This window comes from Maribacter ulvicola, from assembly GCF_900155985.1.
Classification (GTDB): domain Bacteria; phylum Bacteroidota; class Bacteroidia; order Flavobacteriales; family Flavobacteriaceae; genus Maribacter; species Maribacter ulvicola.
Map to the genome: position 1 here is coordinate 212,830 of NZ_FTMA01000002.1, position 15,722 is coordinate 228,551.

General features: G+C 34.0%; 16 protein-coding genes. 5 read left to right on the forward strand and 11 right to left on the reverse strand.

Translation table 11 applies throughout. The annotated features are described in order from the left end of the window. Positions 1 to 115: 115 nt before the first annotated feature. Both BW936_RS09640 and panB read right to left on the reverse strand, forming a co-directional pair. The gene (locus BW936_RS09640; protein WP_076548178.1) at positions 116 to 814 is read right to left on the reverse strand and encodes an RluA family pseudouridine synthase; all 699 of its coding nucleotides are present in this window, start codon (positions 812 to 814) and stop codon (positions 116 to 118) included. Positions 815 to 832: 18 nt separating this feature from the next. After that, positions 833 to 1,651: a 3-methyl-2-oxobutanoate hydroxymethyltransferase gene (gene panB, locus BW936_RS09645; protein WP_076548179.1), complete on the reverse strand. Its 819-nt coding sequence runs from the start codon at positions 1,649 to 1,651 to the stop codon at positions 833 to 835. 132 nt (positions 1,652 to 1,783) lie between these two features. Between panB and BW936_RS09650 the strand changes: the two genes are divergently transcribed. The 3 genes from BW936_RS09650 (at position 1,784) to BW936_RS09660 (ending at position 5,058) form a co-directional block, all read left to right on the forward strand. Beyond that, positions 1,784 to 2,251 (forward strand): hypothetical protein, encoded by a 468-nt coding sequence (locus tag BW936_RS09650; RefSeq protein WP_076548180.1) that lies wholly within the window; start codon positions 1,784 to 1,786, stop codon positions 2,249 to 2,251. Between the two features lie 650 nt (positions 2,252 to 2,901). Then, positions 2,902 to 3,432: a hypothetical protein gene (locus BW936_RS09655; RefSeq protein WP_076548181.1), complete on the forward strand. Its 531-nt coding sequence runs from the start codon at positions 2,902 to 2,904 to the stop codon at positions 3,430 to 3,432. Between the two features lie 621 nt (positions 3,433 to 4,053). Then, positions 4,054 to 5,058: a sugar kinase gene (locus BW936_RS09660; protein WP_076548182.1), complete on the forward strand. Its 1,005-nt coding sequence runs from the start codon at positions 4,054 to 4,056 to the stop codon at positions 5,056 to 5,058. A 13-nt stretch (positions 5,059 to 5,071) separates the two neighbouring features. Here BW936_RS09660 and BW936_RS09665 read toward each other — a convergent pair whose 3' ends face one another. From BW936_RS09665 to BW936_RS09680, 4 genes are all read right to left on the reverse strand, one after another. Beyond that, the gene (locus BW936_RS09665) at positions 5,072 to 5,500 is read right to left on the reverse strand and encodes a hypothetical protein (RefSeq protein WP_076548183.1); all 429 of its coding nucleotides are present in this window, start codon (positions 5,498 to 5,500) and stop codon (positions 5,072 to 5,074) included. After that, complete coding sequence (locus BW936_RS09670; RefSeq protein WP_076548184.1) at positions 5,500 to 6,060, reverse strand: hypothetical protein; 561 nt, start codon at positions 6,058 to 6,060, stop codon at positions 5,500 to 5,502. Before BW936_RS09670 ends, BW936_RS09665 begins: the two co-directional genes overlap by 1 nt. Before the next feature lie 502 nt (positions 6,061 to 6,562). Continuing rightward, the gene (locus BW936_RS09675; protein ID WP_076548185.1) at positions 6,563 to 7,339 is read right to left on the reverse strand and encodes a TIGR03915 family putative DNA repair protein; all 777 of its coding nucleotides are present in this window, start codon (positions 7,337 to 7,339) and stop codon (positions 6,563 to 6,565) included. Positions 7,340 to 7,548: 209 nt separating this feature from the next. Beyond that, positions 7,549 to 8,808: a putative DNA modification/repair radical SAM protein gene (locus BW936_RS09680; RefSeq protein ID WP_076548186.1), complete on the reverse strand. Its 1,260-nt coding sequence runs from the start codon at positions 8,806 to 8,808 to the stop codon at positions 7,549 to 7,551. 140 nt (positions 8,809 to 8,948) lie between these two features. Between BW936_RS09680 and BW936_RS09685 the strand changes: the two genes are divergently transcribed. Continuing rightward, positions 8,949 to 9,716, forward strand: a complete 768-nt coding sequence (locus tag BW936_RS09685; RefSeq protein ID WP_076548187.1) for an XRE family transcriptional regulator — start codon at positions 8,949 to 8,951, stop codon at positions 9,714 to 9,716. A 9-nt stretch (positions 9,717 to 9,725) separates the two neighbouring features. Here BW936_RS09685 and BW936_RS09690 read toward each other — a convergent pair whose 3' ends face one another. The 5 genes from BW936_RS09690 to BW936_RS09710 form a co-directional block, all read right to left on the reverse strand. Continuing rightward, positions 9,726 to 10,151, reverse strand: a complete 426-nt coding sequence (locus BW936_RS09690) for a GNAT family N-acetyltransferase (RefSeq protein WP_076548188.1) — start codon at positions 10,149 to 10,151, stop codon at positions 9,726 to 9,728. Positions 10,152 to 10,374: 223 nt separating this feature from the next. Next, entirely contained in the window at positions 10,375 to 10,971 is a 597-nt protein-coding gene (locus BW936_RS09695) for an LURP-one-related family protein (protein ID WP_076548189.1), read from the reverse strand. Between the two features lie 79 nt (positions 10,972 to 11,050). Next, positions 11,051 to 11,749 (reverse strand): hypothetical protein, encoded by a 699-nt coding sequence (locus tag BW936_RS09700; RefSeq protein WP_076548190.1) that lies wholly within the window; start codon positions 11,747 to 11,749, stop codon positions 11,051 to 11,053. Between the two features lie 74 nt (positions 11,750 to 11,823). Then, positions 11,824 to 13,515 carry a gamma-glutamyltransferase gene (gene ggt / locus BW936_RS09705; RefSeq protein WP_076548191.1) on the reverse strand — a complete coding sequence of 564 codons (1,692 nt, stop codon included), beginning with the start codon at positions 13,513 to 13,515 and terminating at the stop codon, positions 11,824 to 11,826. A 61-nt stretch (positions 13,516 to 13,576) separates the two neighbouring features. Continuing rightward, positions 13,577 to 14,170 (reverse strand): acyl carrier protein phosphodiesterase, encoded by a 594-nt coding sequence (locus BW936_RS09710; RefSeq protein ID WP_076548192.1) that lies wholly within the window; start codon positions 14,168 to 14,170, stop codon positions 13,577 to 13,579. A gap of 98 nt (positions 14,171 to 14,268) precedes the next feature. On the opposite strand from BW936_RS09710, the gene glmM reads away from it, so the two are divergent. Beyond that, positions 14,269 to 15,657, forward strand: a complete 1,389-nt coding sequence (glmM, locus tag BW936_RS09715) for a phosphoglucosamine mutase (RefSeq protein ID WP_076548400.1) — start codon at positions 14,269 to 14,271, stop codon at positions 15,655 to 15,657. The last annotated feature ends 65 nt before the right edge of the window (positions 15,658 to 15,722 follow it).

Genomic DNA, 15,722 nt, shown 5'->3' on the forward strand with positions numbered 1-15,722 from the left:
TTGGTAAATTGTTGGTAGTTTTCTGTGAATTGTAAAAATTGTAATTACTGATGTATCTAATAAATGGGGTAATTACCAAGAATAATTATAGTGTTGGTACTAAGAAACAATGAAGTTAAAGGCACGCATTCCAAATGGGGTCATTGGGCGGTGGAGCAATGATTTCAATAGGTTCTTTTTTTACAGGATGCATGAAACGAAGTTTTCTAGCATGTAAATGAATGCTACCGTTAGCATTGCTTCTGTCAAAACCGTATTTTAAGTCGCCTTTTATAGGGTTGCCAATTGCAGTAAGTTGAGACCTAATTTGATGGTGACGACCAGTTTCCAGATCAACTTCTAAAAGAAAATAGCGATCTAGTTTTTTAATTGTTCTATAGGTTAATATAGCTTTTTTGCTGTCTGGTACTTCTTTAATATTTGCGTAAGACTTGTTTTGTTTTGTGTTACGTTTCATATAATGAACCAGTCTTTTTTCCGGTTCTTTTGGGCTGTTTTTTACAATTGCCCAATAGGTTTTTTTAGCATCTTTTTCAGCAAACATTTTATTAAGTCTAGGCAAAGCCTTAGAGGTTTTTGCAAACAATACAATACCAGATGTTGGGCGATCTAAACGGTGAACAACCCCTAAATAAACATTACCAGGTTTATTGTACTTTTTCTTAAGAAAAGCTTTGACAGTATCACTTAACGGTTTATCGCCAGTTTTGTCGCCTTGTACAATATCACCTGGGCGTTTATTAATTATAATAAGATGATTGTCTTCAAATAATACTTGAAGGTTCTCTACGGTAGAATGTTGCTTTTTTGGCAAGGAATATGTTGGTCTTTATTAATATTGCTCGTCATCATTAGGGAAATCTTGACTTTTTACGTCGCTGACATAGTTAGAAATGGCATTTCCCATTTCTTCGTACAGGTTCATATATCTACGTAAAAAACGAGGGTTGAATTCATGTGTCATTCCCAATAAATCGTGAACAACAAGAACTTGGCCATCTGCATGTTTTCCGCCACCGATTCCTATGGTTGGTATAGTTAATTTTTCGGAAACTTTTTTTGTTAGTTTGGCAGGTATTTTTTCAAGTACTAGTCCAAAACACCCTAATTTTTCTAGTAATTTGGCATCATCCATGAGTTTTTCAGCTTCTTCCTCTTCTTTTGCACGCACTGTATATGTTCCAAATTTGTAGATGGATTGTGGAGTTAAACCTAAATGGCCCATAACAGGAATACCTGCGGCAAGAATTCTTTTTACAGACTCTTTAATTTCTGCACCACCTTCTAGTTTTACGGCATGAGCACCACTTTCTTTCATAATCCTAATGGCTGAACGTAAAGCTTCTTTAGGATCGCTTTGGTAACTTCCAAAGGGTAGGTCAACAACGACTAAAGCCCTGTCAATAGCTCTAATAACAGAAGATGCATGATATATCATTTGGTCTAAAGTAATAGGTAAAGTAGTTTCGTGGCCGGCCATGACATTACTGGCAGAATCGCCAACCAAAATAACATCAACCTGTGCCGCGTCTACAATTTTGGCCATTGAATAATCGTAAGCAGTTAACATAGAGATTTTCTCTCCATTCTTCTTCATATCCACTAGTGATTTCACCGTGACCCTTTTATATTCTTTTTTAGCTATAGACATATTCTATTATTGATTAGGAGCGATAAAAGTAAGGAGTTTTAATGAGAATTAGCGCTACCTAATTAGAATCCATTTAAAAGTGTTCATTTAGAATTTGTTTATTTTTACTGCAACCAATTTTTATAAGGACCTATGAAATATTTCGCTTTGCTATTGCCATTTTTATATGTAAATGTAATTAATGCACAGATAGATGAAGAAGTAAAAGTTAAGTACGCCGTTGAGACTTTTTTTTACGCATTAAATGGTAAAAATGAATTTGCAATGAAAGGTGTTGTAGATACCGATGTAAAAATGCAAACGGTAAATTTAAATGTACTAGGTAATATGATTGTTCAAAATACGAATTTTAATGATTTAATAAACTTCATGATAACCACGCCAGATTCTATACCTTTTCATGAAAAGATATTGGATTATAAAATTCAAATAGATGGCGGTATGGCTCATGTTTGGGCACCATATGAATTTTGGTACAATGGTGAATTCAGTCATTGCGGTGTTAATTCATTTCAGTTATTTAAAGAAAAAGACGCTTGGAAAATTATTTATTTGGTTGATTCTAGAAGAAGAGAAGATTGCTATCCATTAACAGAGTAAATTTTATATGTTATTTTCAAGTCCTTGAATTTGATGTAGCTACAGATATAAATTTCTTTGTAACTACTTGGGCTATCTTTCTTATAATTGTGCGCTGTATTGAGGTCTCTACATGTCCCAGTACGTTATTTAAATACCCTAATTTATTATGAAAAGCACCGTATTACGGTAGCTGATAGCTTTTCATAGCAAGGTATTGTGTTTTATTTTTTTTCATTTTGTTCTTGATGTATCTGCTGTTTTAAACGATATTGGTAGAAATGCCATCATAAAAATTAGCATTGAAACCTGATGTTTAAATTGGTTCCACACTAGTATACTATAATACATCATTTGCCCAACAGGTTTTAAAAGGTGTTTAGCCGTTCATTCTATTCTTTTTTTTTCTGAGCGTAAGGTTGTTCCATAGATTACATGTTTTGAGCATATTATTCTTTTTCTTATGCAATACATCTTCAGCTTTTATAAAGATAATAGCTATAAAAATTTCAAGGCAATGCATTATTGGTGCCAATTAAGGTTAGCATAAAATGTGAAGGAAGAAGTGAGGAAAAAAATACCTGATCAAAGAATGTTGCGGTGAAATAAAGAGATCTTTTTGCTGATGATAAAAACTGAACATAAATTAGCATGAAACAAAATAGAATACAATGAAAATATTAGGAATAGGGTCTAGAATATTGCATGTAGCATACGGAAAAGGAGTAATTACCAATGTGTCTAGCAATATGTATTGGGTTACATTTATGGATAAAGGGTTGGAAACTATAGCAATAGACTCTGAATTTGAGGTAATTGAGGCGATTGAAAATGAAGTGGATTCCGTAAGTTTCTTTGATATAGAAAGTTCGTTGGTGGGTATCTTGCAGAAATGGAGTGATGCTACCCAGCGTGTTGCCATTGCAGACAAATGGAAAGGAGGAAATATAGTTTTAGTACCAGGTGAAAATGGCGGTAGTAATAAAGAAATACCTATAAATACTTTCTTTCATAAAATAGTAATGGTACGTGACCGTATTCGTGTTATGGAGCAAAAAATAAATTCAAGTAAGAACTTAGATGATCAAGAGAAAATTGATTTACAACAGTATATTACACGTATTTACGGTAGCTTAACCACATTTAACGTGCTTTTTAAAGCAAAAAGTGATCATTTTATAGGAGAAAAAGCAGGTAAGTAGATTGTTTATGGTTAAGAAGTTGTCACTTAGATACTGAACCCGAAGCAACTTTATAATCTTAAGGCTTTTAAGACAATATCTACGTTAAAATCATGGATTGCATTAGAAAAACGACATTTATTTTTTTTTTGCAGTCCTGAGTTTTTCTAGAGTGTAGTTAATAAATTTAGGATAAAGATTTAAACGTTCTTTATTTCAGAGTGTTTAGTATGTAATGAAAGCCATATATGCAGAGCTAAAGGCTAATTGTTTTAATTTTAAGAATTGTAATTAGCTTAACTTTCATTTTTTATACGAGAATTCCGTTCTCTTTTTTTCTTTATGGATATTTCACTTGATAATGAAAATATCAATATCCCCTGTACTTACATAGAAATCTAATGAAAATTTTAAAAGTAAGGCTTTTGGGGCTTTGTCACAGGTTGCTTGCTCCCTGTTTTAATGAAATAAAGTAAAGACTATCTCAAAAGTTGATATCTATAGTATTGGTATCAATTAAAATATAGAATTTCAATTTAGTTTGTAGTTTTCTATTTGTTCTTATAATGCTTGTTTAGATATTTTTTTTATCAACCATGGTTTTTAAAAGAGCAATAGTTATTTTAGAATAAAATATATAAAATGGGTAAGGTCATTACATTCGGTGAGGTTTTAATGCGAATTTCACCACGGGGAAACAAGAAATTTGTACAATCTAACATTGTTGAATTTTATTTTGGAGGAACAGAATTGAATGTGGGGATCTCCATTTCTAATTTTGGAGGCAATGTAAAACATATTAGTGCGGTATCTGATGATTTTATTGGAGATACAGCTTTGACCTATATTCAAAAGTTTGGTGTAGATACATCGGCAGTAGTGAGATCTAAAAGACCTTTGGGGGTTTATTTCTTAGAGGTTGGTGCTGTAATTAGACCTAGTATGATTTCTTATAATCGATCACACTCTGCATTTTCAGAAATAGAACCGTCTAAAGTAAATTGGGAAACAGCATTGGTAGATGGCAAATGGGTGCATTGGACGGGGATAACACCAGCGCTATCTAAAGGTGCTTTTGATGTTTTAAAGGATGGGTTAAAATTAGCAAGACAAAAGGGCTTGGCTGTATCTGCAGATCCCACGTATCGTAGTGGTTTATGGAAATATGGACAGGACCCAAAAGAGGCTTTAATAGAACTCCTACATTTTTCTACAATATTTATTGGTGGTGTCAATGAAATTAATGAGGTTCTAGGAACGGATTTCGGTTATGAAAATGATAATTTTATAGAAGCAAGTAAACAGTTGATTCAAGAGTTTCCGAGTATTGAAAAAGTTTTCGATAAAATAAGAACTTCACTAAACTCCTCTTGGCATAAGATCAGGGCTAGAATGTGGAACGGAGTTGAGTTTAGGGAAACACAAGATATAGATATTACACATGTAGTTGACCGTATAGGTACCGGTGATGCCTTTGCTGCAGGTTTAATATATGGTCTTCAACAATATGATGATTTTAAGGCTATGGAGTTCGCAAGCGCAGCATGCGCTTTAAAACATACCTATGAGGGTGATGTCAATTTTGCATCGGTAGGCGAGGTAAATAATATCATCGCAGGAAATATTACCGGTAGATTAGTGCGTTAAGTTAAAATGGAAATTATTTCCATTTACGTAGTCTTAGTATCGCCTTTAGTTTATGAACACTTTTAGAAAAAGCAAATGAAAAAGCAAAGGTGGTCAATAGTGCAATGAATGCTAAGGCACCTAGAGCACCGCCAAAGCCCTGAAATAAGTTGTTCTTATTAATATAGACAATACCAAATAGACATCCGGCAATTGCCAAGTGAATATAACTTCTTCTTGTTGTAGTTGAAATCATACCTATAAAAGAGGTTCCTATGAATACTATAGGAATGTTTTTTGTTAGATAAGTATTCAGTAAATCAGGGAAACAGTAAAAAAACAAACCTACTAAAAGAGATAATAGGGCAGATGCTCTCACTGCACCTTGATTATGATAATGACTCACATAGAAAGTCATTGTTGCACCTAAAATACTGGTAACTATTATGATGACATTATTCATTATGCAATTAGGTTAATTAGATATACAAAACATACACCAAGAAAAGCCATAGTACCTAATTTTCCTCCAATGCCAATGAATAAATTTTTTGAAAGTAATAAGAATAATGCAGCTATCATGCCTGCAGAAATTACAACACTTAATGAGGGAATGATCGTATTACTTGACATACCTACAAATACTCCGCAATAAATAGCTGCAGGAAGATTTTTTAAATAGTTAGATTGTTTGTCAAGTTTTGGTAAGAAAGATACTGTTGTACCAATAATACCCGCAGATAATACGCTACCTAATTCATAATTTACGTTTAATATATGGCATGCAATGGCGCCGATAGGCACCCAAATTACAATAGATAATTTCTCATAATCGTAAGTACTATGATGTAAATCTAGATAACGGTATGCAAGTAAAATTATACCAGAAATGATAACAAAAGCCAATAAGGCAAAATAATTATAGGTTTGGTAATTTCTTTTTGCAATTAATAGCAGAAACACAATTTGTACAATTAAAACAGTAGCTAACGTAAGTCTACGGATTGCTTTGTTTTTATTCATCAGGTAATGTAAGTTTTACGGATTTGTAAAATCGTTATAAGCTCCTCTGCAAAGTTTAATAATATGTTTCAGTTGTACTACTCACAATGAAGTTTATTTTTGGTTAAATTGATTTTTTTTTAATAATAGGACTTAAAAAAAAGATTCCAATAAAAATCCGCAGTTTGGGTAACTATAGAATCATTTTTAGAGTCAGGGATGACTTCCCTTATTAAATTGTATAGCTTAGGGCTAGGGAATTTTGGACTATTGAATGTTTAATTTTAAATAAGTAATTACTTTGGGAACGTTCAGGTTAGCCTCAATCACAAATTATACATGCGATTAAGGGGTTGGGCAAGGATTACAGTATCCAAGATGTTTTAAGGAAGCCTACAGAAAGTTGAATAATTAAGAAAATTATCTCATAATTTATCTGTATGGAGGATTTAAGTTATTTTCTGACTTAGAAACCTAAAATTAAAACCGGAGATATAGGGGAAAAGAATAAAACTAATAAATATTAAACTGCTTCCTTTTTTTCGGACAAGTATTTCCAATAACGCTTTGGCACATGTTGTACATGTAACTTGGTGTTAATACGAGATTTAATGGTAGTACTTTTAAAGTAATTGTTCCATAAGTCCTGATATTCATATTCTTCATCAGTAAATGCATTGCTCTTTTCAATACTATTGGTTTGGATATCAGTTAGATCAAGAGAAATAACTTCCACGGTCTGTAAATCATAAAAAATGCCATACTTGCGCTTTACGTCGTAAATAATCCATTGTTGATCGGCATATCTATTTCTAAAGTGTTTGGAGATCAATGGTAATACGTCAAAATCTGGTTCTATATTGGCAAAATAAACGTCATCTTTAGTAAGTTGAAATCGTACAAAAGCCTCCATTCTATGTTTTTCCCTTCCTACTTTATGCGATAATTGATTTATCTTTAAAACACTCGTATCGCTAAAATCTGTAGCACCTAAATATGTACCTCCCATTAATTTTTGAATATAATGATAGAGTAGTGCCTCAATAGTATTCTGTTCACTTAAAAATGCAAAATAGATATTCTTTACTGCCGAATTACTTTTTTTTCGCACTCCATTCCAAACACGTTGCGCTTTATCAATATTGGTAAATATAGTTTCCGTATCCGCAAAGAGTCCACTTTGAAATTGACTATTTTTTTGAATATTGGCGTGCGTTAATTTTTGTTCAAAGCCAACAAAAACAGCAGTCAAAAAACCATTGAAACTACCATCGTAAACTAGAGTTTTTGAAGTATTCATATATACGGTTTTAGAAGTTAAAGAAAAAGATTGTAGATGCAATTTTAAGTCTTTTCTTAATTTTAGTTTTTAATAATACCATTTGGTATCCTATTGCTAAAATTTGACTTTGACTACGATCAACCACGGTATTGAATAATGATATATTCTGTGTATGTAAGGTGTTGTTTAAGTTTTCCATAGTCGTAAACTTTATATTAAGTGATACTTTAATTAAATAATGATAATTGATTGTTATATTGGTTTTTAAATTTTCCATTTTGAGATTGTAGAATCATACCCTTTATGGTGGCTGCATCTAAATCTCTTCGTTCCCAATCATTGGAATTACAGATGATAAAATACTTAGCTCGGTTAAGCGCTATTCCCATTTTTTTAAGATGTTCCCAGTTTAAACTGCGGTACTTTCTTCCGCTTATAATTTTATGGACAGAGCCCATTCCTATCCCAGGAATTCTTGCCAACATCCGTGGTTCGGCTTTATTAATATCTACAGGAAAATGATTGAGATTACGAAGCGCCCACATTAATTTGGGGTCAATGTCCATATCTAAATTAGGGTTATCGGCATCTAATATTTCATTTACACCAAATCCATAAAAACGAAGTAACCAATCTGTCTGATATAATCGGTTTTCACGAAGCATTGGAACTTCAGAACCTAAAGAAGGCAATCTGCTATCAGTAGAAATGGGTACATAACCAGAGTAATACACACGCTTCATTTTGTAATTCTTGTAAAAATGGGTTGCAGAGTACATGATGTCCTTATCACTTTCGCCCGTTGCGCCTACAATCATTTGTGTACTTTGCCCGGCTGGAGCGTATTTGGCGGTACTTTTAATGATTTTTCGTTCTTCTTTATAACGAATAATTTCATCTTTTACCTTTCGCATTGGTTTAATGAAATCTTCATGTTTTTTATCTGGTGCTAAAAGTTTAAGGCCGGAGATAGTGGGGATTTCAATGTTAACCGATAAACGGTCAGCATATAAACCGGCCTCATACATTAGTTCATCACTAGCACCAGGTATGGATTTTAAATGAATATAGCCGTTAAAATTTTCTTCTTCACGTAATTTTTTAGCTACGGCAATAAGTCTTTCCATAGTATGGTCCGCACTTTTGAAAATACCAGAACTCAAAAACAGTCCTTCTATATAATTTCTTCTGTAGAAATTAATGGTTAAGTCAACGACCTCCTGAATTTTAAAAGCAGCTCTTTGTATATCGTTACTTTTTCGGGTAACACAATAAGCACAATCAAAAATACAGTGATTAGTCAGTAAAATCTTTAATAGAGAAACACATCTGCCATCTTCTGTATAGGTATGACAGATTCCGTTTCCGGTATCTCCCAGACCATTATTTTTATTTTTACGATTACTGCCGCTACTTGAACAAGACACGTCATATTTAGCAGCATCTGCCAATATGTTTAATTTTTCTTTTATCCTATTAAAATCCATAGTTGTTAGTAATTAATCCAAAAATATGGAAATATTCCTAATAATGGAAATAATCCAAATAATTTATTGGATATAATCCATATTCACTATATTTGAGGTATCAAGTATGTTAAGTGTTTGATTGAGAACAGGCTATTACTATGGAAAATGAACTGACATTAAAACGATTTACGGATTTGCGTAGAACACTTGGGTATACTCAAGCAGATTTTGCTGCTTTAATAGGTGTTTCAAGTACAACGGCAGATATAGAGCGTGGTAGAACCAAATTATCTGGAAAAGTAGTTTTAGAATTATTAAAACAGTTTAAAATTAATCCGCTATGGCTGTTTGGGGAAAGTGATGAGCAGTATTTAGAAACATCCAAGACAAGTGTTATTCCTAAAGTGGTAACGGTAGATTCTGCGAATAGAGACAACATGGTTCTGGTAAATGCGAAAGCTGCAGCCGGATATCCACAAAATATTTCCGATACCAGTTGGTATCAACAATTACCAGCTTTTGATTTACCTATACCGGAATTTAGAAATGCAACTTATCGTGGCTTTCAAGTAGAGGGGGATAGTATGTTGCCTAATTTGCATCCAGGTGAATGGGTTTTGGCAAGGGCGATTGAACATATAGATTATGTAAGTGCCAATAAAATGTATGTTGTGGTTTTGCAAGATTCCATAATGGTTAAAAAGATAGAGAAGAAACCTAATTCAAATAATGTAACACTAATTTCTCTAAACGAAACGTATCCGCCTTATGATATTAAGCCTTTTCAAATTCAAGAAATTTGGGAAGTAAGCAGTAAGATAACTTTTAATGTAGATGCTACTACTGATAGCGGACTTCTACGACAATTACAGGAGTCTATGAAAGAGCTAAAAGATCAACTACAACATGTTAAGAAAGTGAATTAAACTATTAGTTTAATATTTTTTAATATACATTCCACTTTCTTTTAACGTAAACCCTAAACTTTTATATAGGGAAATTGCGGCAGTTCTATGGTGTCCGCTAAACAATAGCACATCATCAAGTTTTGATGCTTCAGCTTGTTTTAATAGCTTTTCCATTAGCTTTCTTCCAATGCCTTGACCTCTATACTCAGCCGAAACTACAACGTCTTCTATTATACCTTTATGTCCAGAGATAACTTTGTATTTTGCCATCATAGCAATGCCAACTAGTTTATTGTTATCTAAACAAACAACAACTTCTGTAGTATTGTAATCAGCTAATGCAGTTGCGATGTCCAATTGCTTTAATTCGGAATTCAATTGTTTGTAAAGTTCTGAAAGTTGAGATTGCAGTTCTGGCGTAGCTTCGTTAATTGAGAGGAGTTTAATTTCCATATTTAAAAAATTTCCGTATTTAAAAACTTAAAATTACTTCATTTTTCATGATTTTGGTTATCCATCAGCAAATTCTAAAGTACCTAGATTAGGGGGATTGAAATTTGCTCGTAAATAAAGGAACACAATCTTAGGTAGCAACAGTGTTATTTTTGAATTTCACTTTATAAGTTGAGTGCAAATTAAAATGTAAAACGAATATAATTTTATAACTAGCAGAATTTTAGCCTTTTCGGCGTTCTAATAACACCATCATCATTAAACTTAAAATAATAATATGATCATCATTACCGTTCAGTTTTTTTATTTCACTAACCTTAAAGCGACGACCAACTAATGATTTTTCTTTAGATAAGCGCACAACAGTTTCATTGTTGCCATTAATCACCAAATAAGCCGGATTAAGAAATAAACCTGTAAATAGGTTGATAATGGGAATTTGGCCAACCAAACCGTCCATTACTTTTATCCAAGCATTCTCTTCTCTAATAGTATACTTTAATTGTTTATTTGGATCAAATATTTCATAATGCGCTTTCCATATGGAAGCCCATCCTTTACGACCTATTTTTCCGAATTCGTTGCCCGTTTTATCAGAAAAAGAATAGCATGCAGAGAAGTCAATCCACCTATCTGCTTTAATATTGTAAAGTAAATTGGTTTTACTGTCATTTTCATAAACACCAACATTCTCCTTGAATTTGAAAAGCTTTTGTTTTACGTAGGCAACCATTTTGCCATGGGCGTCTACGGCAGAAAAATCATTAGACAGTGTTCCTATATGAAAAGTAAAGTCTAATGGAAATTTATAATCTTGCATGAAATTGAATTGCGTTGTTGAGTTTTATAAACTCTTTTGATAAAGGAATATTATGTTTTTTTTGTAAAAAAAATATAGGTTAACGTCCAGTAACTTCACCTATGGATATAGAGAAAGGACCAAGTTTATGTTGTGTTGGTAAAAATACTCCACTTTCTGTTTTAACCCATTCTTCCCAAGTAGCTTCTACACCGCCAATAGGGATAATTTTTGTCCACAGTTTAAAACTCTTAGGTCTTCCGCTGGGTTCAATGATCCACATGTATGAATCTCCGGGAGTATCCCCACCTTGAGTATAGGTTATCAGTAATGCTTCTGAACCATCTTCCATATCTATCAAATAACGTTCGGTACCACGGTCAAAAGCTTTAAATGGAGCAACTAACCAGAAAGAATCATTATTGAAATAGCTTTGCGCTTTTTCAATGAGGTCTTGTGTCTTTTCATAAGAGGCAGATTCATTATGAGTGGTTGCCGTGCTAGAAGAAGGGGTGATCAAATCTAATTGAACAACAATATCGTCCCAAGCAACGGTAACCATTTCTTTTTCCTTGTTCCAATTATAATGGTGGTCATCTCTAAAAGACCATTCCAAGGTTTTAGTGTTGTTGTAGTTTTTATAATTAAGCGCGTCGAGCATTCTGTAGGCTAAAGCATCCGCTTCTGGTCCTGACTTTCCTGTTGGTAGTGGTTCATTATACAGGTAATACAGTACCCCATAGCAGATGACAGTCAGCAAAAACAGAAGACCAATTAGTTTAAATAATTTATTTATCATAACGTAGTTAAGAATATGATTTTTAGTAATTTATGATTTATGTTTAACGTGTTGACTTGTATTTTTAGACATGTCTAAAAACCAACTGCGGCATCATCTCCTCGTTTATCGGAACCGCCTTCCAGCTTACCATTTTTTAATACACGTATCGCATCAACTTTGCCAATAATAGGTGTTCTTTCTTCGTTAATGATATATCCTTTAGATTTTAGTTGGTCCTTTAAGTTGGTAGGAAATCCGTCCGGTTCAAAAATGACCATGTCCGGTAACCATTGGTGATGAAATCGAGGAGCGTTAACGGCATCTTGCATGCTCATGTTAAACTCATATCCGTTCAAAATAGTTTGCGCAACAGCGGTAATAATTGTGGATCCGCCAGGAGTGCCGACAACCATCCATAACTTCCCATTACGCTCAACAATAGTTGGTGTCATACTACTTAACATTCTTTTTTCAGCGGCAATACTATTTGCCTCTGCACCAACAAGTCCAAACATATTAGGAACACCTGCTTTAGCGCTAAAATCATCCATTTCATTATTAAGAAAAAAACCAAGTTCATCAGAATATAGTTTAGAGCCATAAGCTCCATTAAGGGTAGTGGTGGCCGATATGGCATTGCCCTCTTGGTCCACAATAGAGTAGTGGGTAGTTTCCATACTTTCTACTGCCTCTACATTACCATGGGCTACCTCAGAAGATTTTGTAGCCTTATCGAAAGTGAAATTAGCCATTCTATCTGCTAGGTATTCGTCATTTAATAATTTGTCATACGGTATGTCAACAAAATCAGGATCGCCTAGAAAATAATTTCTATCAGCGTAAGCCCTTCTTGAGGCTTCTGTGAATAATTGTACCATTTTTGGAGAGTTGTGGCCTAGTTTGGCAACATCATGATTTTCCATCATCTTGAATATTTGATTGATGGTGACACCACCACTACTTGGCGGACTCATGGAAATGATATGTAAATCTTTATAGTCGAACGTAATTGGATCTCTCCATACTGCTTGGTATTTTTCTAGGTCTTCTACAGTGATATAGCCACCTTTTTCTTGAATAAACGATGCTAATTTTTTAGCAACCTCACCTTTGTAGAATCCATCTCTACCATTTTTTGCTATGCTTCTAAAAGTATTTGCTAAGGCAGGATATTTAATTGTATCATTAGTTTTGAAAACTGTTGCAAACTTGGTACTGTCGCTATTTACTTCTATAAATTTATTGCGTTGGTTTGCTAATCTTTTTTCTTGATTAGCGGTAACAACCACGCCACGCTCTGCTAAAGCAATAACGGGAGCCATGATCTCCTCTAAAGGTAGAGAGCCAAACTTCTTATGTACTTCAATAATGCCGGCAACAGTACCTGGCACGCCAACCGCTGTAGCTCCTAAAGTACTTTTGCCAGGAATAACATTGCCCAAAGAATCTAAGTACATATCTCTGTGAGCCGATAAAGGAGCTTTTTCACGATAATCCAGTGCTCCAACTTCGCCATCTGCCTTTCTGTATACCATAAAACCGCCACCGCCTAGATTTCCTGCAAAAGGATATGTAACTACTAAAGCCAGCTCTGTAGCTACCATAGCATCAAAAGCGTTACCACCCTTTTGCATAATATCACTACCTATTTTAGATGCCTCTTTGCGTGCAGATACTACCATTGCTTTTTCAGAAACTGTACCTGTTGGAGCTACAGGTTTCTTTTTGCAACTGCCGAAAATTACGAATGCCGCAAGCGTTAATGCTAATTTAAGTTGGTTCATGGTTGGTTAAATTTTTAGTTTATATATGTTGTGTTAAAATGATGTATATCAGATTTTAATATTATTTATTAGTTAATGATTTGAATTTTTTCTTAGAGAAAATGATAAGATCCTCAAAGAATTCGGTAAACTCCTCTTCAAAGGCATTGTAATGTTCTTCAAGGTCATTAATGGCAAAATTCATTTTAGACTTATTGTTGGTTCTTCGGTTCATACCGTTCAGTACACTAGCTATGCCGTCCATTTTAGAATAGTTGAAAATCCAATTATCAGATATCATATAGGGCATCATTTTTTTGACTCCCACAGGTAGAATTTCGTAATTGTCTTCTAGCAGATCATAAAAATCATCCACAAAAACGTCTAACGGAATATCTGAATATTTCGACCAATTTTTGGCCAAGAAGTGGTCGTAATAGATATCAACGATTACTCTACTGTAATGACTGTAATTTGCGTGAAGGCGTTTACTACTAATTTTAGGTATTGCGTGGGTGTCCGTATAGGTATCAATTTGGCGATGCAGCTGTATGCCTTTTTGTATTTTAATGGGTAAGTGGTCGTATTTGTTTGCACGTATGCTATCGGCTATAAAATTTCCTATGGTTATTTCTTTATCGTTAAAGGATAGGTAGATATGTGCTAAAAAGTTCATTTGCCTAAATTATGCTTCGTAAGTCGAATTTACAAAGAAGGGTCATAGTGATACGTATGATACCTTTATATTTGCAAAAAAAAACTTATTCAAATTATATGACACTAATAAAATCTATTTCAGGAATACGAGGTACTATTGGAGGTAAACCAGGAGACAATCTTACACCTATAGATGCTGTAAAATTTGCTGCTTCTTACGGAATTTGGTTGAAAGACTATTCTAAAAAAGAGAAGTTAAAAGTGGTGATTGGCCGTGATGCCAGATTGTCTGGTGAAATGATTCAAAATCTTGTAGTTTCTACTTTAGTAGGTTTAGGTATTGATGTGGTAGATTTGGATTTATCAACAACACCAACCGTTGAAATAGCGGTGCCTATGGAAAATGCCGATGGTGGTATTATTCTAACGGCAAGTCATAATCCTAAGCAGTGGAATGCACTTAAATTGTTGAATGAAAAAGGTGAGTTTTTAGATGCGGCCCAAGGAGCTAAGATTTTAGAAATTGCAGAACAAGAAAATTTTCATTTTGCTGATGTTGATGATTTAGGGGTTATAAATAAAAATGACAGCTATATTGATATTCATATTGATGAAGTTTTAAACCTTTCTTTGGTAGATGCCGAAGTGGTTAAAAAAGCGAAATTCAAAGTAGTGGTTGATGGTGTTAACTCTACTGGTGGAATTGCTATTCCAAAGCTTTTAAAGGAATTTGGGGTAGAAGTTGTTGAATTGTATTGTGATCCAACAGGTCATTTTCCGCACAATCCAGAACCTTTAAAAGAGCATTTAAAAGATATTTGCGATTTAGTAGTTAATGAAAAAGCTGATTTCGGTATCGTAGTAGATCCAGATGTAGATCGATTGGCGTTTATTAGTAATGATGGTGAAATGTTTGGCGAGGAATATACTTTGGTAGCTTGTGCAGATTATGTGTTAGGTAAAACAAAAGGTAATACGGTTTCAAACCTATCATCTTCTAGAGCATTACGTGATATTACACAAAAGCACGGAGGTACCTATGAAGCAGCAGCTGTTGGTGAAGTAAACGTAGTTACTAAAATGAAAGCCAATAACGCTGTTATTGGAGGTGAAGGTAATGGCGGTATTATATATCCAGAAAGTCACTACGGTAGAGATTCTTTGGTAGGTACAGCGTTATTTTTGATGTTAATGGCTGAAAAAGGTGGTACGGTTGCAGAGCTAAGAGCTAGCTACCCAAGTTACTTTATGAGTAAAAAGAAAATTCAGTTAACACCTGGTTTAGATGTTGATGGTATTTTAAAGTCCATGGCAGAAAAGTATGCATCTGAAGAGCTGTCTACTATAGATGGTGTAAAAATTGATTTTGCGGAAAACTGGGTGCACCTTAGAAAGTCTAACACAGAACCTATTATTAGAATATACACCGAAGCTAAAAGCCAGAAAGAAGCAGATGGTTTGGCGGACCAGATTATTGGAGAAATAAAGTCTATAGCAGGTTTGTAATATTAAGACCTGTTGATACATAAGAAACCGGAAGTAGTTCAACTACTTCCGGTTTTTTCTTTTTA

What these genes read in the sequence shown, in the direction of transcription:
- panB (WP_076548179.1), bottom strand. Translation starts at nt 1,651, where the DNA reads ATGTCTATAGCTAAAAAAGAATATAAAAGGGTCACGGTGAAATCACTA.
- BW936_RS09650 (WP_076548180.1), top strand. Translation starts at nt 1,784, where the DNA reads ATGAAATATTTCGCTTTGCTATTGCCATTTTTATATGTAAATGTAATT.
- BW936_RS09655 (WP_076548181.1), top strand. Translation starts at nt 2,902, where the DNA reads ATGAAAATATTAGGAATAGGGTCTAGAATATTGCATGTAGCATACGGA.
- BW936_RS09660 (WP_076548182.1), top strand. Translation starts at nt 4,054, where the DNA reads ATGGGTAAGGTCATTACATTCGGTGAGGTTTTAATGCGAATTTCACCA.
- BW936_RS09665 (WP_076548183.1), bottom strand. Translation starts at nt 5,500, where the DNA reads ATGAATAATGTCATCATAATAGTTACCAGTATTTTAGGTGCAACAATG.
- BW936_RS09670 (WP_076548184.1), bottom strand. Translation starts at nt 6,060, where the DNA reads ATGAATAAAAACAAAGCAATCCGTAGACTTACGTTAGCTACTGTTTTA.
- BW936_RS09675 (WP_076548185.1), bottom strand. Translation starts at nt 7,339, where the DNA reads ATGAATACTTCAAAAACTCTAGTTTACGATGGTAGTTTCAATGGTTTT.
- BW936_RS09680 (WP_076548186.1), bottom strand. Translation starts at nt 8,808, where the DNA reads ATGGATTTTAATAGGATAAAAGAAAAATTAAACATATTGGCAGATGCT.
- BW936_RS09685 (WP_076548187.1), top strand. Translation starts at nt 8,949, where the DNA reads ATGGAAAATGAACTGACATTAAAACGATTTACGGATTTGCGTAGAACA.
- BW936_RS09690 (WP_076548188.1), bottom strand. Translation starts at nt 10,151, where the DNA reads ATGGAAATTAAACTCCTCTCAATTAACGAAGCTACGCCAGAACTGCAA.
- BW936_RS09695 (WP_076548189.1), bottom strand. Translation starts at nt 10,971, where the DNA reads ATGCAAGATTATAAATTTCCATTAGACTTTACTTTTCATATAGGAACA.
- BW936_RS09700 (WP_076548190.1), bottom strand. Translation starts at nt 11,749, where the DNA reads ATGATAAATAAATTATTTAAACTAATTGGTCTTCTGTTTTTGCTGACT.
- ggt (WP_076548191.1), bottom strand. Translation starts at nt 13,515, where the DNA reads ATGAACCAACTTAAATTAGCATTAACGCTTGCGGCATTCGTAATTTTC.
- BW936_RS09710 (WP_076548192.1), bottom strand. Translation starts at nt 14,170, where the DNA reads ATGAACTTTTTAGCACATATCTACCTATCCTTTAACGATAAAGAAATA.
- glmM (WP_076548400.1), top strand. Translation starts at nt 14,269, where the DNA reads ATGACACTAATAAAATCTATTTCAGGAATACGAGGTACTATTGGAGGT.